This is a genomic window from Streptomyces sp. CA-142005 (genome assembly GCF_050942335.1).
Lineage (GTDB): Bacteria > Actinomycetota > Actinomycetes > Streptomycetales > Streptomycetaceae > Streptomyces.
Genome location: NZ_CP192078.1, coordinates 4,462,834 through 4,485,167, shown reverse-complemented (window position 1 = coordinate 4,485,167; position 22,334 = coordinate 4,462,834). Strand labels below are relative to the sequence as shown.

15 protein-coding genes and 1 pseudogene are annotated in these 22,334 nt (G+C 72.2%); 10 read left to right on the top strand and 6 right to left on the bottom strand.

The features are described 5' to 3' along the window. Window positions 1-10 precede the first annotated feature (10 nt). A complete protein-coding gene (locus tag ACQPXS_RS20985) occupies window positions 11-883 on the bottom strand; it encodes a hypothetical protein (protein WP_433455890.1) in 873 nt (290 codons plus the stop codon). A gap of 166 nt (window positions 884-1,049) precedes the next feature. On the opposite strand from ACQPXS_RS20985, the gene ACQPXS_RS20980 reads away from it, so the two are divergent. Further along, window positions 1,050-2,363: a sensor histidine kinase gene (locus tag ACQPXS_RS20980; protein WP_433450869.1), complete on the top strand. Its 1,314-nt coding sequence runs from the start codon at window positions 1,050-1,052 to the stop codon at window positions 2,361-2,363. Window positions 2,364-2,403: 40 nt separating this feature from the next. Here ACQPXS_RS20980 and ACQPXS_RS20975 read toward each other — a convergent pair whose 3' ends face one another. Both ACQPXS_RS20975 and ACQPXS_RS20970 read right to left on the bottom strand, forming a co-directional pair. Further along, window positions 2,404-2,937 carry an SUKH-3 domain-containing protein gene (locus tag ACQPXS_RS20975; RefSeq protein ID WP_433450868.1) on the bottom strand — a complete coding sequence of 178 codons (534 nt, stop codon included), beginning with the start codon at window positions 2,935-2,937 and terminating at the stop codon, window positions 2,404-2,406. A gap of 79 nt (window positions 2,938-3,016) precedes the next feature. Beyond that, on the bottom strand, window positions 3,017-3,532 hold the full coding sequence (locus ACQPXS_RS20970; protein ID WP_433450867.1) for a YwqJ-related putative deaminase: 516 nt from the start codon (window positions 3,530-3,532) through the stop codon (window positions 3,017-3,019). Between the two features lie 265 nt (window positions 3,533-3,797). On the opposite strand from ACQPXS_RS20970, the gene ACQPXS_RS20965 reads away from it, so the two are divergent. From ACQPXS_RS20965 to ACQPXS_RS20940, 6 genes and pseudogenes are all read left to right on the top strand, one after another. Beyond that, window positions 3,798-4,817, top strand: a complete 1,020-nt coding sequence (locus tag ACQPXS_RS20965) for an SMI1/KNR4 family protein (RefSeq protein WP_351807344.1) — start codon at window positions 3,798-3,800, stop codon at window positions 4,815-4,817. A gap of 10 nt (window positions 4,818-4,827) precedes the next feature. After that, window positions 4,828-7,737, top strand: a complete 2,910-nt coding sequence (locus ACQPXS_RS20960; protein WP_433450866.1) for an SUKH-4 family immunity protein — start codon at window positions 4,828-4,830, stop codon at window positions 7,735-7,737. A gap of 42 nt (window positions 7,738-7,779) precedes the next feature. Continuing rightward, a pseudogene (locus tag ACQPXS_RS20955) lies at window positions 7,780-8,718 on the top strand (RNA polymerase subunit sigma-70); the annotation flags it as partial. Window positions 8,719-8,834: 116 nt separating this feature from the next. Continuing rightward, complete coding sequence (locus ACQPXS_RS20950) at window positions 8,835-9,392, top strand: dihydrofolate reductase family protein (protein WP_433450865.1); 558 nt, start codon at window positions 8,835-8,837, stop codon at window positions 9,390-9,392. Then, window positions 9,389-9,706, top strand: coding sequence for an EthD family reductase (locus ACQPXS_RS20945; RefSeq protein WP_433450864.1), 318 nt, complete (start codon window positions 9,389-9,391; stop codon window positions 9,704-9,706). The genes ACQPXS_RS20950 and ACQPXS_RS20945 overlap by 4 nt, the downstream gene beginning before the upstream one ends. Window positions 9,707-9,856: 150 nt before the next feature. Beyond that, a complete protein-coding gene (locus ACQPXS_RS20940) occupies window positions 9,857-10,744 on the top strand; it encodes a cellulose-binding protein (protein ID WP_433450863.1) in 888 nt (295 codons plus the stop codon). Here the strand turns inward: ACQPXS_RS20940 and ACQPXS_RS20935 are convergent. The 3 genes from ACQPXS_RS20935 to ACQPXS_RS20925 form a co-directional block, all read right to left on the bottom strand. Beyond that, complete coding sequence (locus ACQPXS_RS20935) at window positions 10,741-12,387, bottom strand: cation acetate symporter (protein ID WP_433450862.1); 1,647 nt, start codon at window positions 12,385-12,387, stop codon at window positions 10,741-10,743. The genes ACQPXS_RS20940 and ACQPXS_RS20935 overlap by 4 nt on opposite strands. Next, the gene (locus ACQPXS_RS20930; protein WP_433450861.1) at window positions 12,384-12,863 is read right to left on the bottom strand and encodes a DUF485 domain-containing protein; all 480 of its coding nucleotides are present in this window, start codon (window positions 12,861-12,863) and stop codon (window positions 12,384-12,386) included. The genes ACQPXS_RS20935 and ACQPXS_RS20930 overlap by 4 nt, the downstream gene beginning before the upstream one ends. 195 nt (window positions 12,864-13,058) lie before the next feature. Next, the gene (locus ACQPXS_RS20925; protein WP_433450860.1) at window positions 13,059-14,669 is read right to left on the bottom strand and encodes an MFS transporter; all 1,611 of its coding nucleotides are present in this window, start codon (window positions 14,667-14,669) and stop codon (window positions 13,059-13,061) included. Window positions 14,670-15,094: 425 nt separating this feature from the next. Here ACQPXS_RS20925 and ACQPXS_RS20920 point away from each other — a divergent pair, with 425 nt between their 5' ends. From ACQPXS_RS20920 to mfd, 3 genes are all read left to right on the top strand, one after another. After that, entirely contained in the window at window positions 15,095-15,883 is a 789-nt protein-coding gene (locus ACQPXS_RS20920) for an ABC transporter ATP-binding protein (RefSeq protein ID WP_351807354.1), read from the top strand. Beyond that, a complete protein-coding gene (locus ACQPXS_RS20915) occupies window positions 15,880-18,462 on the top strand; it encodes an ABC transporter permease (RefSeq protein WP_433450859.1) in 2,583 nt (860 codons plus the stop codon). The genes ACQPXS_RS20920 and ACQPXS_RS20915 overlap by 4 nt, the downstream gene beginning before the upstream one ends. A 308-nt stretch (window positions 18,463-18,770) precedes the next feature. Continuing rightward, on the top strand, window positions 18,771-22,304 hold the full coding sequence (gene mfd / locus ACQPXS_RS20910) for a transcription-repair coupling factor (RefSeq protein ID WP_433450858.1): 3,534 nt from the start codon (window positions 18,771-18,773) through the stop codon (window positions 22,302-22,304). The last annotated feature ends 30 nt before the right edge of the window (window positions 22,305-22,334 follow it).

Genomic DNA, 22,334 nt, shown 5'->3' with positions numbered 1-22,334 from the left:
TATTTGCGCGCTATGTCCGATTTGATTGATCGGCTTCGCGCACGGCCTCCACTATGCCGTACCAAGAGCCTTCGATGCGACGGTACAAGTCGGCTCCTTTCAGGACTTTGATCGCGAGGCAGCCGCGGTAGTTGTCACCGGTGTTCTTGCGGACCGTCTTTGGATTGTGCTTCTTGAGGGTCGTCTTGTTGAAAGCGGAGCGGTCGGCGCCGGTGAGGTCTGCCCAGTACTGTTCGGCCCCCGCCACGTCTGCGTTCTCGTGGATCATGACGGTGTAGCGCAGTCGCTCGCGCTCGACTCCCAGCAAGTCGAGCCAGGCGAGGAAGACCTTGATGACCCCTGGGTCGCTGTTCACGAAGGTGACGTTCTCGCGGCGGTCGTACGGCTTGTCCTTGCTTCCTTCGGCCCAGTAGAGGCTCACGCCCGCCAAGAACAGTTCGCGGGCGGAGAGGCCCCCGATCGCCCGCTTGGCCGCATCCTTGGTCTGTTGGCGCTCCTCGTCGCGGATCCGCAGCTTCGCTTTCCACCCCCGCCTTGCGATGGCTGCCGCCTCCTCCGGGCTCCGCCTGCGCTCGGGCCGGGGCAGATCCCGCACCCATAGCGAGATCGAACTTTTCGAGCACCCCAGCTCCACCTGGATCTGGTCGTAGGTCCACCCCTGGAGTCGTAGCTCCCGCGCCCTCTCCCGCAGGTCGTCCTTCGCCTTCGGGCGCTTCGTCCATTCCGGCGGCGGCTCTCCCTCCAGGAGGCGGTTGAGGATGTCGTTGTTGTCGACGTGCAGCCGGTCGCGGATCTGTCGTCGGCTGAGCCCCGCCCGCCGCAAGGCCACCGCCCGCTGCCGCAACCCCTCGAAGTCGGCGTACCTGCCAGATGAATGTGCCATGGGCATACCGTCCGGCCGGAATGATCCGTTCCGGGGTCGAACGGGAAGGGTTCACCAGTTCGAGTGATTCCGGTGGGTTTCGAGGTCGTTCGGTTACCGAGCGTGGTGTGTGGAGGTCGGTGAAAGTCGCCGGAAAAGCCGCAGCCCTCGCCCGTAGGCTGGAGGCATGACCACGACGGGGGAAGAGCACACGACGGCCCTGGCCGGGCCGTGGTGGTGGGCCAGGTGGCGCAGCGCGGTGCTCGACGGGAGTCTCGCGCTGGTGTCGGCCGTGGAGTGCGGCGCGGAGGGTGTTCCGTTCGCCCGGGATGCCGGCATTCCGGCGGCGGTGGGGATCGTTTTCGGGGTGATCGCCGGGTCCGTGTTGCTCGTACGGCGGAAGTGGTCGATCGCCGTCGTGCTCGTGGCCATCGCCATCACGCCCGCGCAGATGGGGTTCCTGCTCGGGATCGTCGGCCTGTACACGCTCGCCGCGTGTGAGCTGCCGCGCCGGGTCATCGGGGCGCTGGCGGGGATGTCGCTGGTGGGGACGGCGGTCGTGACGTTCGTGCGGGTGCGCCAGGACATGGCGCGGGGCGATCTGACGCTGGGTGACTGGTTCGTGCCGTTCGCGGCGGTGACGACCGCGTTGGGGCTGACGGCTCCGCCGGTGCTGCTGGGTCTGTACGTGGGGGCGCGGCGGCGGTTGATGGAGAGCCTGCGGGAGCGGGCGGACAGTCTGGAGCGGGAGCTTCAGTTGCTGGCCGAGCGGGCGGAGGAGCGGGCCGAGTGGGCGCGCAACGAGGAGCGGACGCGGATCGCCCGGGAGATGCATGACGTGGTCGCGCATCGGGTGAGTCTGATGGTGGTGCACGCTGCCGCGCTGCAGGCGGTCGCGCGGAAGGACCCGGAGAAGGCGGTGCGGAACGCGGCGCTGGTGGGTGACATGGGCCGGCAGGCGTTGACCGAGTTGCGGCAGATGCTGGGGGTGCTGCGGGCGGGGGAGGATCCGGTGCGGCGTGCTCCGATGGTGCCGTTGGCGGCGGTGGGGGAGGCGGCCGCGGCCGCGGCTTCCCGGGTGGCCGAGGCGGACGGTGCGGTGGAGGGGCCGTGTCTGTCGGAGCTGGAGGAGCTGGTCGGGCAGTCGGCGGCCGCGGGGATGGTCGTGGATCTGTCGGTGGAGGGGGAGGCGCGGTCGTACGCGGCTCGGATCGAGCAGACGGCGTACCGGGTGGTGCAGGAGGCGTTGACGAACGTCCACAAGCACGCGGCGGGTGCGAAGACGTATGTGCGGTTGGCGCATCGGGTGTCGGAGATCGCGATGCAGGTGGAGAACGAGCCGCCGCCGGAGCCGGGGTCGGCGTCGGCGGCGGGGCTGCCGTCGGGTGGCAACGGCCTGGTGGGGATGCGGGAGCGGGTCGTGGCGCTGGGCGGTGTGTTCGTGTCGGGGCCGACGGAGGCGGGGGGTTTCCGGGTGTCGGCGGTGATTCCGGCGGCGTGAGGCGCGCTCGTGCTGCGCTCGTTGAGGGGTTCGGGTGGTGTCAGCCCGCGGTGAGCCTCACCGGCTCGATGCCGGTGATGAGGGTGGTGAGTGCGTGGTCGATGTCGGGGCCGACGTACCAGTCGCCGGTGTGGTCGAGGGTGTAGACGCGGCCGTCGGTGTCGATGGCGAGGACGGCGGCGGTGTCGGGCTCTTCGCCGAGGGGGCAGAGTTCGGTGCCGAGGGCGCGGCCGAGGTCGCCGAGGGTGCGGGCGTGGTGGCGGCCGTGGAGGGGGTCGAGGTGGAGGGTGGCGGGGGCGATCTGCCGGCCGGGGCCGCCCGGGGTGATGGTCAGGCCGCCGAATTCGGCCCAGGCTTCGACGGCGGCGGGGAAGACGGTGTGCCGGTGTCCGGCGGGTGAGGTGTGTTCGCGCAGGGCGTCGGCCCAGATCTCTGCCTGTTTTATGTCCCAGCGTCCGGGTTGCCAGCCGGCGGCGCGCAGGGCGGCGTCGACGAGTGCGGGGAAGCGGGGCGGGGTGGCCCCGTGCTCGTGGCGGGGGGCGGACTTGGGAGTGGTGGCGTTGTCGGGGTGCATCTGCCCTTCGTTCGTCGTGCCTGCGGGGTGGGGCTGCGGTCGTCGTGTCTGCGGGTGGTACTTCGGTTGACGGTGGTTTTCAGCCGTCGGTTGCCGTGGGGTCGACGATGCGGACGCCGAAGTGCGCGCTGAGGGCGGTGCAGGCGCGGCAGGGGGTGGCGAAGCTGCCGTGGAGGGGGTCGCCGTCTTCGCGTATGCGGCGGGCGGTGAGTTTGGCCTGTTTGAGGGCTTTGCGGGCTTCGCCGTTGGTCATGGGTTTGCGGGCGGCGCGTTTGCTGCGTGCGGCGTCGGCGGCGGTGAGGTGCCGGGAGATGAGGATGGTTTCGGCGCAGCGGCCGGTGAAGCGGTCGCGTTCGCCGCTGGTGAGGGTGTCGAGGAAGTCCTGGACGAGGGGGTGGAGGGCGGGGGGCTGGTCGCCTCGGGCGGCGGTGCCGGTGAGGGTGGCGCCGCGGACGGAGAGGGCGGCGGCGACGGTGGGCAGGATGCCGTCGCGGCGGTGGAGGAGGGTGGGGGCGGGGGGTGTGTCGGTGCCGCTCCAGCCGATGCGTGGGTCGCCGGACCGCACGTCCGTACCTCCGGTTCGCAAGGCGTTCATGATCGTTTTTCCCTCCCCGGGCATCCCCCCGAAGGACACAGGGTGCCAAATGCCGTGGCCGCTGCGGAAGCTGGGGCGGTGCGACACGCCCGGGTCGGATTTGGTCGTCACGGTGGGGTGACGGCTGGTCACGGAAGCGGAGGGATGGTTTCCCCGTGCATGCGGTGGGCCGGTGACCGGGGTTCGCGTACCGCATAGGCTGTCGGCATCCGCGATCGACACCGCCGCTTTAAGGCCAGAGAGAACGCCGCAGGGGGCTACCGCCATGACGACAGGTCGGCTCGGGCAGCAAGCCGCGCCGCCGAACGCGGCCTACGCCGGGCAGGTCGTGCACTTTCCGGATCCGGTCCGGGCGGCGCGTCACCCGAGAGGGGTACGGGTCGATGAGCGTGGTTACCCGGATTTCTCTCCGTACGCGCGCGTGGCGGTGGAGATCGCCGAGCCGCCGGAGGGTTTCGGTGTCGACGAGTTGCGGCTGACGGACTATGTGTCGGCGAACGCGGCGTTGGCCGCGGAGCGGCACGAGTTGTGGGACACGGTGCCGGATGTGGCGACGCCGCACGGCTGGACGTGGCACCACGTGGCCGGGACGCGGCGGCTGGAGCTGATTCCGGTCGAGGTGAAGGCGTTGCTGCGGCATCACGGTGGGGTGGCGACGGCGGCGGTGGACCACGCCAAGCGGGGGACGCGGCCGTTGCAGGAGACACGGCCGGCGCATTTCGGGCTGCCGAAGTCGGGTGTGGCGGTGTCGGAGGCGCAGGTTCAGGGTGTCGAGGAGGATCTCGGCTACCGGCTTCCGGGCGCGTATCGCTCGTTCTTGAAGGCGGCGGGCGGGTGCGCGCCGGTGGGTACGGCGTTGGACGCCGAGTTGGGGCTGCTGCTGGACCAGCCGTTCTTCACGGTGCGTGAGGAGGCGGCGGTCAACGACCTGGTGTACGTGAACAAGTGTCTGCGCGACCATCTGACGAAGGATTACCTCGGGGTGGCGTTCGTGCAGGGCGGGTTGCTCGCGGTGAAGGTGAAGGGCGAGCGGCCGGGTTCGGTGTGGTTCTGCGCGTACGACGACGTGCGTGATGTGGATCCGTCGTGGCCGCCGGCGGAGCGGGTGGAGCGTCTGCTGCTGCCGTGCGGTGATGATTTCGACGCCTTTCTGTCGCGGCTGGCGGGCAGTCCGCCGGAGTTGGAGACGGTGGCGAATCTGATGGTCGACGGCGGCTTCGCGCGTGTCGTTCCGGTGTCTTCCGGTTCTTCCGGTGCGGCGTCTTCCGGCTCGGTGGGGGAGTGAGCTTCAGGCGATGGTGACCTACGCGCAGGCGCAGGAGCGCGCCGAGGAGTGGATCAACGGTGACGTGCCCGCGTACCAGCATCGTGAGGTGCGGGTGCGGGAGTTCGAGCTGGGTTTCGTGGTGTGGGGCGAGGACCGGGCGGAGGGCCCGCGTTCGGACGCCGGTGCGCAGCGGCTCGTGATCGCCCGGGACAGCGGGGAGGCGACGCTGTGGCCGGGGCTGCCGGTGGGTGAGGTGATCCGCCGGTACGAGGAGGAGTACGGGCGTGCGGACGAGCCGCAGGACGCGGTTCCGGCGTCGGCTGCCGCGCGGATGGATCTGAACCAGACGTCGTTCCTGCTGACTCCTCCGGAGTGGTTGCAGGAGGCGGCGGACAAGCTGGGCATCGGGGACCGGCGGTCTGGGGGCGAGGACGGTGCCGGCGCCGGTGCCGGTGTCGGTGGTGGGGCTTCGTCCGGTGGGGCGGGGCTGGCGCAGACGCAGGCCGGGGTGCCGACGGGCGCGTCCGGATCGTCCGGGGTGTCTGGCGGGGCGCAGGGTGGGCCCGGTGCGCCGGGCGTGCCCGGTGTGCCCGGGGCGCCCGCTCCTGTGAACGCGCCTTCGGCGGATGTGCCGGTGGGGGCGACGCCCTGGGCCGGTACGGACACGAACGCGGACTCCGCCGAGGACGACCGTTCGGTGCCGTTGCCCGCGACGGTGTTCGCGCCGCCGCTGAGCGATGCCGACGACGAGGCTCCGCGACCGCCGGTGAGTGCGCCGGATGCGAAGACGGCGTTGATGTCGGGGGGCAGCCAGCTGCCGCCGACGGCGGTCGCGCCGGCTCTCGACTCTTCGAACGCGCCGGGCGCGCAGGGCTTTCCGCCGGGCGCTCCGCAGGGCAGTACGCCCCCGCCCGGTACGCCGCCGTACGGCTACCCGCAGCCGCCGGCGGCTCCCGGCACGTCTGCGCCGGGCGCACCCGCCTACCCGCCGGCGCCCGGCACTCCGCTCGCGCCCCCTGCGGCTCCCGCGGCCCCTGGTGCGCCGGGCGCTCCGCAGGGCAGCACGCCCCCGCCGCCCCCGGGCGCGCAGACCTACGGGTATCCGCAGGGTCCCGGCGCTCCGCAGGGTGCTCCGGGGTACGGCTACCCGCAGGCGCCGCCGCCGGGTGGCGTGGCGGGTGCGCCACAGCCTCCGGCCGACACGGGTGCCTCGGCGCGGCGGCTCGCGCCGAACGCCGGGGACATCGCGGATGCCGCGACGAGCAAGGCCGCGCCGCCGCCGAAGAAGGCGCGCGGCGGTGTGGGTGCGCCGCCTCCGCCGCCGGGTGCCCCTGGTACGCCGGGCGCGCGCCCGGGGAGTGCGCCGACGCCTCCCGCGCCGGGCGCGCCTGCCGGCGGGTATGTGCCGACACAGCTGGTGTCGGCGCTCGGGCCGGAGGGGCCCGAGGGTCCCGGTGGCGCTGGTGCGCCGAATGCTCCGGGCGCCCCCCGTCCTCCTGCTGCGCCTCCGGGCAACGTGCACCACGCGGCCACGGTGCTGGGCGACCCCAGCCAGCTTGGCCAGGGCGCGCCGCAGCCTCCGGGCGCGCCGAACACGCCCGGCGTTCCGGGCGCCCCCGGTATGCCGAACACGCCCGGCGCTCCTGCGGCGCCGGGTGCCCCGGGCATGCCTCCCGCGCCCGGCGCGTCGCAGCCGCCGAGCGCCCCTGTCGGTCCCGGTACGCCCGGCGCCCCGGGCGGCGGCCGCGAGGCCGTGCACCACGCGGAGACCGTGCTGGCCGCGCCCCCGGTCACCGGACCGGGCGCACCCCCGCCGCCGCCCGCCCCCGGCACGCTCGGTGCGCCGGGCGCCTCCGGCATGCCGCCGGGCGTTCCGGGTGCTGCGCAGCCGATGCCGCACGGTGCGATGCCGCCGCCGGGCGCGCCCGGGCAGTCGCCGGCGTACGGGTATCCGCAGCAGGGGCAGCCGACGGTGGGTCCGGGCTATCAGGCCGTGCTGCGCTATCGCGCGCAGGACGGTTCGGAGCAGCAGCTGATCCGGCGTTCGGCGCCGGGTACGCCGCATCCGGAGTGGCAGATCTTCCATGAGCTGCGGGCGATGAACGTGCCGCCGGACCAGGTGCTGGAGCTGCACACGGAGCTGGAGTCGTGCGCGCTGCCCGGCGCCTACTGTGCGCGGATGATCCGGGAGCAGTGGCCGCAGGCGCGGATCACGAGCATTGCGCCGTACGGCACGGACCATGCGAGCCGGCAGCAGGGCATGCGGCAACTGCTGGCACATCAGGGCGAGTTGCACCAGGTGGCGGACGGTCCGGCGCGGCCCGCGCCGGTGCGGGCGCCGTTGCCGTCGGTGCAGGCCGCTCCGCCCGTCCCGCCGGAGGGCATCGCGCAGGAGCTGGCGGCGGCGTTCGGGCCGGGGATCTTCCGGTTCGAGCAGCAGGCGGTGTCGCGGCAGGGTGTGCCGCCGATCGTGGCGCACACGCTGGTGGTGGCCGGTCTGCCGGTGGACATGGGCCCGTTCTTCTGGGCGCAGGCCCAGCCGGGCCGGCCGGTGCCGACGCTGGCGGAGCTGGCGGCCGAGCGCGGGGTGCAGCCGGCCTCGGACGCCGGCTCGTACCTGGTCATGGGCACCGACTTCGGCAAGGCGATCTGTGTGCAGTACGGCACGGCGAACATCGTGGCCGTGCCCGTCGAGGCGGGGCCGGGCGGCGCTGGGGTGCCGCCGCAGTTCGTGAACACCGGGCTGCCGGAGTTCGCGCGCTGCCTGGCGCTGCTGGGCCGGATGTGGCGGCTGCGGTTCGGGCTGAACCAGGAGCAGGCGGGCCGCTGGACCGTCGACTTCCAGGCGCAGCTGGCCTCCCTGGACCCGGCGGCGCTCGGTTCGCCGGAGAGCTGGTGGTCGGTGCTGCTGGAGCAGATGTGGGACGGCCTGCTGTAGGCGCGCCGGCCGGACGTTGCCGGCTCATGCCCTTCACGCGCGAGTGAAGGGCATGATGGGCCGGTGGACTTGGAGCCGTACCGGGGCGAGCTGGTGGCGTACTGCTACCGCATGCTGGGCTCGTTCCACGAGGCCGAGGATCTGACGCAGGAGACGATGCTGCGGGCCTGGAAGGCGCGGGACCGCTACGACGCCACGCGCGCGTCCGTGCGGACCTGGCTGTACCGGATCGCGACCAACGCCTGTCTGAGCGCGCTGGAGAGCCGTTCGCGCCGCCCTCTGCCCTCCGGGCTGGGAGCGCCTTCGGACGATCCGGGCGCGCCGCTGGCGCCGGCGCCTGAAGTGCCGTGGCTGGAGCCGTTCCCCGAGGCGCGGTTCGACGTGGAGGCGCGCGCGGACCTGCGGCTGGCGCTGGTGGCGGCGCTGCAGTTGCTGCCGGCGCGGCAGCGGGCCGTGCTGGTGCTGCGCGAGGTGCTGGAGTTCTCCGCCGCCGAGGTCGCCGAGCAGCTGGGGACGTCGGTGGCCGCGGTGAACAGCGCGCTGCAGCGGGCGCGCGCCGTCCTCGCGCGCGGGGGCGCGATCGGGGAGGTCGGCGAGCCGGAGGATCCCGAGGTGCGGGCGGTGGTGCGGCGCTACATGCGCGCCTTCGAGGCGGCCGACGTGCCGGCGCTGGTGCGGCTGCTCACCGAGGACGCGGTCCTGGAGATGCCGCCGGTGCCGCTGTGGTACCGCGGCAGGCGGGACTACGGCCTGTTCATGGAGCGGGTGTTCGCGATGCGCGGCGCTGGCTGGCGGGTGGAGCGTGTGGCGGCCAACGGGCAGCCGGCGCTCGCGGCGTACGCGCCGGTGCCCGGCGGCGGTCATGCGCTCCACACGGTGCAGGTCCTGACGGTGACCGGCGGCCGGGTCGCCCGCAATGTGGTGTTCGCCGACCCGCGCGTCCTGACCGCGTTCGCGCCTGCTGCGCCCGCCGCCCGCTGAGACGGCACGGCTCCCGACGGCGACCGTCACGCGATTTCTCGGCCGGAGCGATGAGTCCGGCCGGTGTCGCCGGTAGGTACCGGTGAGCAACCGAGCCGAGTGAAGGGACCGTCGTCGTGAGTGTCGTCGTCATCGAGTTCATCAGCCTGGACGGGATCGTGTCCGACCCGGACGGGTCCGCGGGTACGCCGTACGGCGGCTGGGCCTTCCGGCACGGCCCGGAGGCGGTCGCGGGGGACAAGTTCCGGCTCGGCCGTGTGCTGGACGAAGGGATCCTGCTGCTGGGCCGTACCACCTGGGAGCTGTTCGCGCGGCTGTGGCCGGGCCGGGACGATCCGTTCGCCGCGCGGATGAACGCCGTACCGAAACTGGTCGTCTCCCGCGGCACCCCGGACGTGTCCGTCTGGGCCAACTCGCGCCTGATGGAAGGCGATCTGGCGGACGCCGTACGCGCCGAGCGGCGGGACGTGGTCGTCACCGGCAGCCTCGGTGTCGTGGCCGCGCTGCGGAAGGAGGACCTGGTCGACGAGTACCGGCTGCTCACCTTCCCGGTCGTGCTGGGGCAGGGCCGGCGGCTGTTCCCGGCCGGGAGTGAGCCGGCCGAGCTGGAGTGCCTGTCGGCCGAACGGGTGGGCGCCGCCGTCCTCACACGTCACGGGAGGGCCGCACGATGACGGCCCGTTTCCTCGCCCTGTACGAGACCCCCGCCGACCCGGAGGCGTTCGACCGGCACTACCGCGAGGTGCACATCCCGCTGGGCCGACGGCTGCCCGGTCTGCGCCGCTACACCGTCGGCTGGGCGACGGCGCGGGTGCGCGGGGGCGCGTCGTACTACCTGGTCGCGACGCTGGAGTGGGACTCGCCGGCAGAGCTGCGCGCGGCGTTCGCCTCGGCCGAGGGGCGCGCCACGGCGGCGGACGCGGCGCGCTTGGCGGAGCTTGCGCCTGTTCGCAGCATGATCGTCACCCTTGAGGAGGACGTGCTGTAGCCGGCCCCGCTCGCCGTACCGATTGCGGAGCGCGGGGTTTCGGGCGTGACCGGGCAGCGGAGTGTCGCATTATGAACACTTACGTCCGATCCATCAGGATGTGCGGGAAATCATCCTGCCGTGTACGTCCGGCGGAGAGGGGTTCCCACGGTGAGCAGCGCATCGGTGTCGCCGCACGGCTTCGTGACCGTCCGGGGGCGTGGCTACCGCCCCGAGCAGGTCGACGCCTGCCTGGAGAAACTGTCCTGCGACCGCGACGCCGCGTGGGAACGGGCCGCGCGGCTGACCGTGCTCGCCAAGGACATGGAGGCGGAGGCCGCGCGGATGCGCGAGGCCGTCGTCCGGCTCGCGCCGCACGCGTACGAGTCGCTCGGGGAGGGCGCACGTCGGGTGTTCCAGCTCGCGCAGGAGGAGGCGGCGGGCCTGTGCGCGCGCACGCGCCGTGCAGCGGACCAGTTCCTCGCGCATGCCCAGGCGCACGCCGAGTGCGTACGACGGCAGGCGCAGGAAGCGGCGGACGCGCTCCGCGCGGAAGCCGACGAACGCGCCCGGCGGCTGCTCCTCGCCGCGCGCGCCGAGGCCGACGACATCCGCGTCGGCGCGCGGCGCGAGGTGAAGGAAGGGCGCTCGGAGGCGCTTTCCGCGTTGCGCGAGGTACGGCGGTGCGCCACCGGCATGCTCGCCGAGCAGTCCCGCGAGCACGCCGAGCGGTGGGCCGAGGCCGAGCGTGAGGCGGCCGAGCGGATCGCCGCGCTGGACGCCCGGCACGCCGAGCGGGTGAGCCGGGCCGAGGCCGCGCTGTCCGATGCCGAGCGGGCTCTGGGGGAGGCCGAGGAGTACGCGCGCCGCAGCCAGGAGGAGGCACACGCGCGTGCCGCCGAGATCATCGCCGACGCGCGCGTGCGCGAGGAACGCATCGCCCTGGAGACGGAACAGGTGCTGCGCGAACACGGCGAGACCTGGGACATCGTGCGCGAGCACATGGACCACGTCCGCAGCAGCCTGATCTCCCTGACCGGCAGAGCGACCCTGGACTAACGGCCCTTGCGCACCGCCCCGGCCAGAATCCATCCCTCCACCGCCTCGTACTGGTGCCGCTGTTGCTCCGCCTTGGCCCGGCCCGAGGCGATCGTGCCGAGCCAGCCGAAGAGGAAGCCCGCCGGGATGGAGACGATGCCGGTCGTGGTGAAGGGGAACCAGTTGAAGTCGGCGTGCTGGAAGGCCGATACGGGTGAGCCGGAGACCAGGTTGGTGCCCGGCATGAGCAGCAGCACGGTCAGCGTGCCCCCGATGAGCGTCGCCAGCAGCCCGCTGCGGGTGTAGCGGCGCCAGAACAGCCCGTACACCAGGGCCGGTGCGATGGCCGAGGCGCCCAGGCAGAAGGAGAGCGTCACCAGGGGCTGCAGGCTGTGGTGCTGCACCAGCGTGGCGAGCAGGATCGTCGGCACGCCCGTGGCGAGCGCCGAGACGCGGGCGAGGGCCATCTCGCGGCGGGCCGGCATCTCCTGCACGCGGGCCGCGAACACGTCGTGGGCGAGGGAGTTGGCGCAGGCGAGGATCATCCCGGCGACCGAGGCGAGCAGGGTCAGGAAGATCGCCGTCGTCACCATGGTGAACAGGAAGGTCTCCGCCGTGGACACGTCCGCGCCGAAGACCGCCCGCGAGCCCAGCAGGTACGCGGTGTTGCCCTGCGGATCAGCCCGGGCGATCACGGCAGGGCCGACCAGCGCCGTGGCGCCGAATCCGACCACCGTGATGACCAGCACGAACAGCGCGACGATCGACACCGCCCAGGACATCGAGCGGCGCACCTGGCGGGCGCTGGAGGCGGTGTACATGCGCATGGTGATGTGCGGCAGACAGGCGCCGCCGAGCACCACCGTCAGCTCCGAGGCGACCATGTCCAGGCGGGATTTGCCCGACGTGCCGAACTCCAGCCCTGAGCGCAGGAAGGCCGGCCCGGCGCCGCTCTGCCGCGAGGCCGCGGTGAACAGCGCGCCCGGATCCCAGTCGAAGCGGCGCAGGATCAGCACGGCGACCACGGCGCCCGAACCGACCAGCATCACGATCTTCAGGATCTGGATGAGCGCGGTGCCCTTCATGCCGCCGATCGCCGCGTAGGCGATCATCAGAGCGCCCAGCGCGACGACGCACGCGGTCTTGAGCGATTCGTCGGTGAAGCCCAGGATGAAGGCCATCAGCTGCCCGGTTCCGGCGAGTTGGACCAGCATCAGCGGCAGCAGCGCGGCGATCGTCACCGCGCAGGCCGTGACGCGCACGCAGCGCCCCGGCAGCCGGCGGGCGAGCGCGTCGCCCATGGTGAACCGGCCCGCGTTGCGCAGCGGTTCGGCCAGCAGGAACATCAGCAGCATCAGCGACAGCGCGGTGCTCAGGGCGAGGACGACGCCGTCGTAGCCGCACAGGGCGATGATTCCGCCGGTGCCGAGGACGGTGGCCGCGGAGATGTAGTCCCCCGCGATGGCGAGGCCGTTGCGCAGCGGGGAGAGGGAGCCGTAGCCGGTGTAGAACTCGTCGAGGTCGTCGCGGTCTGGGCCGGTCATCACGCACAGCAGCAGGGTCACCGTGGCGGCGGTGGAGAAGGCGACCAGGGACATGGACTGGGCCGAGCCGCTGAATCCGGCGAAGCCTCCCACGGCGGGAGTGCCGGCGGCGGCGGTCATCGGACGGCTCCCCGGCGTGCGTCGAGTTCGGCCTGCTTGCGGATGCGGTCCGCGAGCGGATCGACGTGCCGGCGCGCGGTGTGCTCGTACAGGGCGATCGCGAGCCAGGTGACCGGGAGTTGGATGAGGGCGAGCAGCAGACCGGCGGGGATGCCGTCGGCGACGGTGCGCGTCATCACGCCGGGCGCGGTCGCGGACAGCACCAGGAACAGGGTGAAGTAGCCCAGCGCGGTGAGCGTGGCCGTACGCCGCTGCCAGCGGTAGGCGCTGCGCAGCACCCGCAGGTCGCTGTGGTGACCGACGGGTTCGCGGGGCGGCCGGCGGTCCGGGCCGGGCGGTGGCGGGGGAGCGGGCTGCCAGGGGTAGGTGAGGTGGGACGGGTCGTACGGGGGACGGGGCCGGTCGTAGGGCGGTGGGGAGGTGTCGTAGAAGGGCTGGGGCGGCGGGTACGAGCGGTGCGGCGGGTCGTAGGACATCCCGGGGCTCCTTGCGTGGCTCGGGTCCATGGCGGCGGACCGCAGGGAGGTGGGGGGTGCGCGGAGCCACGCACGCTACTCGCGGAGTCCGGGGCGCGCGGCGTTTTCACCAAACTGGCCAGTCGGTATGCGCTTACTACGGAAGAACCCACGCCGACCTGGGGTGTTACCCGCGTTAACCGGCACCTCGTGCGCTCACTCGTCGCGCACCGGGAACCGCCGCGGTGCCACCAGCAGCAGCACCAGGAAGGCCAGGGCCGCCGCGGCCGCCGCCCCGATGTACACCGCGTGCACCGCGTCGGCGATCGCGCGCCGGGTCGCCTCCGGGGCCGTACCGGCGTCCAACGCGCGCGTGACGGAGTCCAGATCGCCCGCCCCGCCCAGCCGTGCGGCGAGCACCCCGTTGGCGACGGCGCCGAACAGCGAGGCGCCCAGGGTCTGTCCGGTCTGCCGGCAGAACAGCACGGACGCGGTCGTGGTGCCCCGCTCCGACCAGCCCACCGTCGACTGCACACCGACGATCAGCGGCAGCTGGAACAGCCCGAGCGCCGCGCCCAGCAGCAGCATCAGCAGCGTCGGCTGCCACCACGAGCCGGGGTAGGGCAGCAGCGGGAACGCGCACAGGATCAGCGCGGCCAGCCCGATACCGAGCAGCGCGGTGTCCCGGAAGCCGATGCGCCGGTAGACATGCTGGCTGAGCGCCGCCGACACCGGCCAGCTGAGCGTCCACACCGACAGCACGAAACCGGCGGCCACGGGCGCGAGTCCGAGCACCGACTGCGCGTACGTCGGCAGGAACACGCTCGGCGCCACCATCAGCAGGCCCAGCGCGCCGAGCGCCAGATTGACCGCCGCGATCGTCCGGCGCCGCCACACCCACCCGGGGATGATCGGCTGCGCCGCCCGCCGCTCCACCACGACCACCACACCGGCCAGCGCCAGGCCGGTGCCGAACAGCGTGAGCGAGGGCGCCGACAGCCACGGCCAGGCGACCCCGCCCTGCACCAGCGCGGTCAGCAGCACCCCGCCGCACGCGAACACCGCGACCGCGCCGGCCCAGTCCACGCGCGCGTGGTCTGCGTTTTCCGAGTTTTCCGAGTTCTCCGAGTTATCCGGGTTGTCCGGGTTCTCCGCCTTCTTCGGTCTCTCCCGCTCGGGCTCGTGCAGGTGACGGACGATCAGCCACAGCGCGGCGGCGCCGATCGGCAGGTTGATCAGGAAGATCCAGCGCCAGTCGGCGTACGCGGCGAGCACCCCGCCGAGCCCCGGCCCCGCCACCGCCGACACCGCCCACACCGTGGACAGCTTCGACTGGATCTTCGGGCGCTCCGCCAGCGGATACAGATCGGCGGCCAGCGTCTGCACGGTGCCCTGCAACGCCCCGCCGCCCAGCCCCTGCACGATCCGGAACGCGATCAGCGCCGCCATGTTCCAGGCGCCCGCGCACAGCAGCGAGCCCAGCAGGAACACGGCCGCGCCCGTCACCAGCACCGGCTTGCGGCCGAAGGTGTCGGACAGCTTGCCGTAGACGGGGAGCGTGACGGTCACGGCGAGCAGATAGCCGGAGAAGAGCCAGGAGAAGACGGAGAACCCGCCGAGGTCGCCGACGATCTGCGGTACGGCCGTGGAGACGATGGTGGCGTCGAGCGCGGCCAGCGCCATCGCCAGCATCAGCGCGGCGACCACCGCGCCCCGCCGCCGGGTGTCCTGCCGCCGCACCGCGCCGCCGCGTATCGCGGGTGTCGTACTCCCCACCGGACCCCTCCCGTGCTCGCGCCGGGACACTCCCGTGCCCCGTGCATCCATCTCCGGTACGACAGCTTCCCACGCGCCGCACACCGCGCCCCTGACACGACGGACCCTGACGCGGCGACTTGACCCTGACGCGACGGCAGGGTGGAGGCTTTGCGCACCGAAGGGTGGAGACGACCCCGAGGAGAACTCCGCCCCCGGGTGGAGCACCCCTAGGGGTCCCTCCTTACTTCGGCCCGGGAAGGGTTCGTCCCGGCGGAGGACGAGAGCGGCCGGGCCCGGTCCTTAACCTGGCTTTACGTCGCCGAGGGGCGGCTGACCGCACCGGCGGGGTGGGGTTTTCCCCCGGGAAAGAGGGGGCCTCGCACCAGCGCGCGAGGGCTCCGCCGACCGCGAGACTCGACGACGTACCCAAGAACGAGGCCCTGGCGTGCCAGGGCACAACTCACCGACATGCCGACCGACATAGGAGACATACCGTGACATCGGCTGTGACCATTCCCAGGCACGGGGGCACTGGAGGGCGTACGGCCGTTGCCGCGCGGGCGCGGCAGGTCGTGAAGGCGTACGGGTCCGGCGAGACCCGCGTCGTCGCCCTCGATCACGTCGACGTGGACATCGCGCGCGGCCAGTTCACGGCCATCATGGGCCCCTCGGGGTCCGGCAAGTCCACGCTCATGCACTGCCTCGCCGGACTCGACACCGTCACCGGCGGCCAGATCTACCTGGACGAGACCGAGATCACCGGCCTGAAGGACAAGAAGCTCACCCAGCTGCGCCGGGACCGGATCGGCTTCATCTTCCAGGCGTTCAACCTGCTGCCGACCCTGAACGCCCTCGAGAACATCACGCTGCCCATGGACATCGCCGGGCGCAAGCCGGACAAGGCCTGGCTGGACCGCGTGGTGGAGACCGTCGGGCTCGCCGAAAGGCTCAAGCACCGGCCGGCCCAGCTCTCCGGCGGCCAGCAGCAGCGCGTCGCCGTGGCCCGCGCGCTCGCCGCCCGCCCCGAGATCATCTTCGGGGACGAGCCGACCGGAAACCTCGACTCGCGCGCGGGCGCGGAAGTCCTCGGCTTCCTGCGGCGGTCCGTGGACGAACTCGGCCAGACCATCGTGATGGTCACCCACGACCCCGTCGCCGCCTCCTACGCCGACCGCGTGCTCTACCTCGCCGACGGCCGGATCGTCGACGAGATGTACAACCCGACGGCCGATCAGGTCCTGGACCGCATGAAGGACTTCGACGCCCGGGGGCGTACGTCATGACCGTCCTGAAGACCTCGCTGCGCAACTTCTTCGCGCACAAGGGCCGCATGGCGCTCTCGGCGATCGCGGTCCTGCTGTCGGTGGCCTTCGTCAGCGGCACCCTTGTCTTCACCGACACCATGAACACCACCTTCGACAAGCTGTTCCAGGCCACGTCCTCGGACGTGACGGTCAGCGCGAAGGGGTCCTCCGACACCGGTGAGACCACCTCCCGCACCGGAAAGCCGCCGGTCATGCCGGCCTCCGTGGTCGGCAAGGTACGAGGCGCCCAGGGCGTCGAGAAGGCCGAGGGCACGGTGGGCTCCACCGCGGTGACCGTCATCGACGCCCACCGGGACAAGCTGTCGCCGAGCAGCGGCGCGCCGACCATCGTCGGCAGCTGGAACAGCAACGACGCCCGCACCATGAAGATCACCAAGGGTGCGGCGCCCAAGGGCCCGGACCAGGTCATGGTCGACGAGGACACCGCTTCCAAGCACCACCTGAAGCTCGGTGACGACATCGGCATGATCTCGGTCGTCGGCACACACCACGCGCGCGTGTCCGGCATCGCCGCCTTCCAGGTCACCAACCCCGGCGCGGCCATCTTCTACCTGGACACCAAAACCGCCCAGCAGACCCTGGTCGGCAAGACCGGCGTCTACACCAACGTCAACGTCACCGCCGCCAAGGGCGTGACGAACGACCAGCTGAAGAAGAACGTCACCGCCGCCCTCGGCCACGGCTACAAGGTGCAGACCGCCAAGGAGGTCGCCGACGCCAACCAGAAGAGCGTCGAGAGCTTCCTGAACGTTATGAAGTACGCGATGCTCGGCTTCGCCGGGATCGCCTTCCTCGTCGGCATCTTCCTGATCATCAACACCTTCTCCATGCTGGTCGCCCAGCGCACCCGCGAGATCGGCCTGATGCGCGCCATCGGCTCCTCCCGCAGGCAGGTCAACCGGTCGGTGCTGATCGAGGCGCTGCTGCTCGGCGTGATCGGCTCGGTGCTCGGCGTCGGCGCGGGCGTCGGCATCGCGGTCGGCCTGATGAAGCTCATGGGCAAGATGGGCATGCACCTGTCGACCGACGATCTGACCGTCGCCTGGACGACCCCCGCCGTCGGCCTGCTCCTCGGCGTCGTGGTCACCGTCCTGGCCGCTTATCTGCCCGCCCGCCGCGCCGGCAAGGTCTCCCCGATGGCCGCCCTGCGCGACGCCGGCGCCCCGGCCGACGCCAGGGCCGGCGCCGTCCGGGCCGTGATCGGCCTGCTCCTGACCGCCGCCGGCGGCTGGAGCCTGTACGTCGCCGCGACCGCGGACAAGGCCAAGGCCGGCTCGGGCTGGCTGGGCCTGGGCGTGGTGACCACGCTGATCGGCTTCGTCGTCATCGGCCCGCTGCTGGCGGCCGGACTGGTCCGCGTCCTCGGCGCGATCATCCTGCGGATCTTCGGCCCCGTGGGCCGGATGGCCGAGCGCAACGCGCTGCGCAACCCGCGCCGCACCGGCGCCACCGGCGCGGCCCTGATGATCGGGCTGGCCCTGGTGGCCTGCCTGTCGGTGGTCGGCTCCTCCATGGTGGCCTCGGCCACCGACCAGCTCGACAAGACCGTCGGCACCGACTTCATCATCCAGGGCGACCAGGAGTACACGCTGATCAACCCGCAGATGGTGCAGAGGATCAAGGCCACGCCCGGCCTGGAGCGGGTCACCGAGTACAAGCTCCTGGACGCGGACCTGGCCACGCCGGACGGCCGGGTCTCCAAGAAGGAGACCATCAACGCGGCCGACCCGACCTACGCACAGGACCTGCGCACCAAGACGGTCGCCGGCAACCTCGCCGACGCCTACAAGCCCGACTCGATGTCCGTCTTCGAGGGCTTCGCCAAGAAGCACGGCATCAAGCTCGGCTCCACCGTCTCGGTCGACTTCAAGGACGGTACGACGGCCAAGCTGACGGTCCGCGCGATCACCAGCGACGACGTCGTGGTCGACAAGGGCGCGATGTACGCCTCCATCGCCACCGCCGCGAAGTACGTGCCGGCCGACCGGATGCCGCTGGACCAGCTGGTCTTCGCCACCGCCAAGGACGGGCAGGAGGCGGCCGCCTACAAGGCGCTGAAGTCGACGCTGCGCGACGACCCGGCCCTGACCGTGCGCGACCAGACCGACTACAAGAAGGCGCTGAAGGACCAGATCGGCCAGCTGCTGAACATGATCTACGGCCTGCTGGCCCTCGCGATCATCGTCGCGGTCCTGGGCGTGGTGAACACCCTGGCCCTGTCGGTGGTCGAGCGGACCCGGGAGATCGGCCTCATGCGGGCCATCGGTCTCTCCCGCCGCCAGCTGCGCCGCATGATCCGCCTGGAGTCCGTGGTGATCGCCGTCTTCGGCGCCCTGCTCGGCCTCGGGCTGGGCATGGGCTGGGGCGCGACCGCCCAGCAGCTTCTCGCGCTGGAGGGCCTGAAGGTCCTGGACATCCCCTGGCCGACGATCATCACGGTCTTCATCGCCTCGGCCTTCGTGGGCCTGTTCGCCGCGCTGATCCCGGCGTTCCGGGCGGGCCGGATGAACGTGCTGAACGCGATCGCCACGGACTAGCCGCGCAGGCCGGGCCGACGGTACGACCACCGCACACGGGGGTTGCGGGGGAAGGACCCGGTGCCGGGGAGTCCTGGGGGACTCCCCGGCACCGGGTTCTGTGTGCGGCGGGCCGAGCCGGGACTCCGTGGGATCACCTCTCAGCCGGCCGGGACGGGTGGGCGCGCCGGCTGCGGCACCGGGCCGCGAGGACGCGGAGTTGTCCACAGCCTCCGACGCCACCCCCGGCGGAGTCGTACGCTGGACACCCCCGGCTGCCACCCGCGCCGGGCTACTTGCGTTGCCCACCCCTGGACGGAAAAAGCCCCATGAGCCTGCACGGTCTGCTCGACGCCGTCGTCAAGGACCCCGCCCTCGCGGAAGCGATCACGGCGGCCGCGGACGGCAACCGCATGCACGTCGACCTCGTCGGCCCCCCGGCGGCCCGCCCCTTCACGGTCGCCGCGCTCGCCCGCGAGGCCGGCCGCCCGGTGCTGGCGGTCACGGCCACGGGCCGCGAGGCCGAGGACCTGGCGGCGGCCCTGCGCTCCCTGCTGCCCGCCGAGGGCGTCGTGGAGTACCCCTCCTGGGAGACCCTCCCGCACGAGCGGCTCAGCCCGCGCAGCGACACCGTCGGCCGCCGCCTCGCCGTCCTGCGCCGCCTGGCCCACCCCAGCCCGGACGACCCCGAGACCGGCCCCGTCTCCGTCGTCGTAGCGCCCGTGCGCTCCGTGCTGCAGCCGCAGGTCAAGGGCCTCGGCGACCTGGAGCCGGTGTCCTTGAGGACCGGCCAGACCGCCGACCTGAACGACATCGTGGAAGCCCTCGCGGCCGCCGCCTACGCGCGCGTGGAGCTCGTCGAGAAGCGCGGCGAGTTCGCCGTGCGCGGCGGCATCCTGGACGTGTTCCCGCCCACCGAGGAACACCCCCTGCGCGTCGAGTTCTGGGGCGACGACGTCGAGGAGATCCGCTACTTCAAGGTCGCCGACCAGCGCTCCCTCGAAGTCGCCGAGCACGGCCTGTGGGCGCCGCCGTGCCGCGAACTGCTGCTCACCGACGACGTCCGCGCACGCGCGCGTGCCCTCGCCGAAGAGCACCCGGAGCTCGGCGAACTCCTGAACAAGATCGCCGAGGGCATCGCCGTCGAGGGCATGGAATCCCTCGCCCCCGTCCTGGTCGACGACATGGAACTGCTCCTCGACGTCCTCCCCAAGGGCGCGATGGCCGTGGTCTGCGACCCGGAGCGGGTCCGTACGCGCGCCGCCGACCTCGTGGCCACCTCCCAGGAGTTCCTGCAGGCCTCCTGGGCGGCCACCGCAGGCGGCGGCGAGGCCCCGATCGACGTCGGCGCCGCCTCCCTGTGGTCCATCGCCGACGTCCGCGACCACGCGCGCGAGCTGGACATGATGTGGTGGTCGGTGTCGCCCTTCGCGGCCGACCTCGAACTCGACGCGGACACCCTCAAGCTCGGCATGCACGCGCCCGAGACCTACCGCGGCGACACCGCGCGGGCCCTCGCCGACACCAAGGGCTGGCTCGCCGACGGCTGGCGCGCGGTCTTCGTCACCGAGGGCCACGGCCCGGCCGCCCGCACCGCGGAGGTGCTCGGCAACGAGGGCATCGCCGCCCGCCTGGACGCCGACCTCGGCGAGCTGAGCCCGTCGCTGGTGCACGTCTCCTGCGGCTCGATCGAGTACGGCTTCGTGGACCCGGTCCTCAAGCTCGCCGTGCTCACCGAGACCGACCTGTCCGGGCAGCGCGCGACCGGCCGCGAGGGCGCCCGGATGCCGGCCCGCCGCCGCAAGACCATCGACCCGCTCACCCTGGAGTCGGGCGACTACATCGTCCACGAACAGCACGGCGTCGGCCGCTACATCGAGATGGTGCAGCGCACGGTGCAGGGCGCCACCCGCGAGTACCTGGTCGTGGAGTACGCACCCGCCAAGCGCGGCCAGCCCGGCGACCGCCTCTACATCCCGACCGACCAGCTGGAGCAGATCACCAAGTACGTCGGCGGCGAGGCCCCCACCCTGCACCGGCTCGGCGGCGCCGACTGGACGAAGACCAAGGCACGCGCGAAGAAGGCCGTCAAGGAGATCGCCGCCGACCTGATCAAGCTCTACAGCGCGCGCATGGCCGCCCCCGGCCACTCCTTCGGCACCGACACGCCCTGGCAGCGCGAGCTGGAGGACGCCTTCCCCTACGCCGAGACCCCGGACCAGCTCACCACCATCGCCGAGGTCAAGGAGGACATGGAGAAGTCCGTCCCCATGGACCGCCTGATCTGCGGCGACGTCGGCTACGGCAAGACCGAGATCGCGGTGCGGGCCGCCTTCAAGGCCGTACAGGACGGAAAGCAGGTCGCGGTCCTGGTGCCGACGACCCTGCTGGTGCAGCAGCACTTCGGGACGTTCTCCGAGCGGTACGCGCAGTTCCCGGTGAGCGTGAAGGCCCTGTCCCGGTTCCAGACCGACACCGAGGCCAAGGCCGTCCTGGAGGGACTGAAGGACGGCGCCGTGGACGTCGTCATCGGCACCCACCGCCTGTTCTCCTCCGAGACGAAGTTCAAGGACCTCGGCCTGGTCATCGTCGACGAGGAGCAGCGCTTCGGCGTCGAGCACAAGGAGCAGCTGAAGAAGCTCCGCGCCAACGTCGACGTGCTGACCATGTCCGCCACCCCCATCCCGCGCACCCTGGAGATGGCGGTCACCGGCATCCGCGAGATGTCCACGATCACCACGCCCCCGGAGGAGCGCCACCCGGTGCTCACCTTCGTCGGGCCGTACGAGGAGAAGCAGATCGGCGCCGCCATCCGCCGCGAACTGCTGCGCGAGGGCCAGGTCTTCTACATCCACAACCGTGTCGAGTCCATCGACCGCGCGGCGGCGAGGCTCCGCGAGATCGTCCCCGAGGCACGCATCGCCACCGCCCACGGCCAGATGTCGGAGTCGGCGCTGGAGCAGGTCGTCGTCGACTTCTGGGAGAAGAGGTTCGACGTCCTCGTCTCGACCACGATCGTCGAGTCCGGCATCGACATCTCCAACGCCAACACCCTCATCGTGGAGCGCGGCGACACCTTCGGCCTGTCCCAGCTGCACCAGCTGCGCGGCCGCGTCGGCCGCGGCAGGGAGCGCGGCTACGCGTACTTCCTGTACCCGCCGGAGAAGCCGCTGACGGAGACCGCGCACGAGCGCCTGGCGACCATCGCCCAGCACACCGAGATGGGCGCGGGCATGTACGTGGCGATGAAGGACCTGGAGATCCGCGGCGCCGGCAACCTGCTCGGCGGCGAGCAGTCCGGGCACATCGCGGGCGTCGGCTTCGACCTGTACGTCCGCATGGTCGGCGAGGCGGTCGCCGACTACCGGCGCCAGCTGGAGACCGGCGGGATCGAGGAGGAGCCGCCGCTCGAGGTCAAGATCGAGCTGCCGGTCGACGCGCACGTCCCGCACGACTACGCGCCCGGAGAGCGCCTCCGCCTCCAGGCCTACCGTGCCATCGCCTCCGCCAACTCGGAGGAGGACATCAAGGCCGTCCGCGAGGAACTCACCGACCGCTACGGCAAACTGCCCGAACCGGTGGAGAACCTGCTGCTGGTGGCCGGGCTGCGGATGCTCGCCCGCGCGTGCGGCGTCGGCGAGATCGTCCTGCAGGGCACCAACATCCGCTTCGCGCCGGTGGAGTTGCGCGAGTCTCAGGAACTGCGGGTCAAGCGCCTCTACCCGGGCACGGTCATCAAGCCGTCCGTCCACCAGGTGCTGGTCCCGCGCCCGAAGACCGCGAAGGTCGGCGGCAAGCCGCTGGTCGGCCGCGAACTGCTCGGCTGGGTCGGCGAGTTCCTGGCCTCGATCCTGGGGTCTTAGGAGCCGTAGGGCCGCGCACACCCCGGCGGC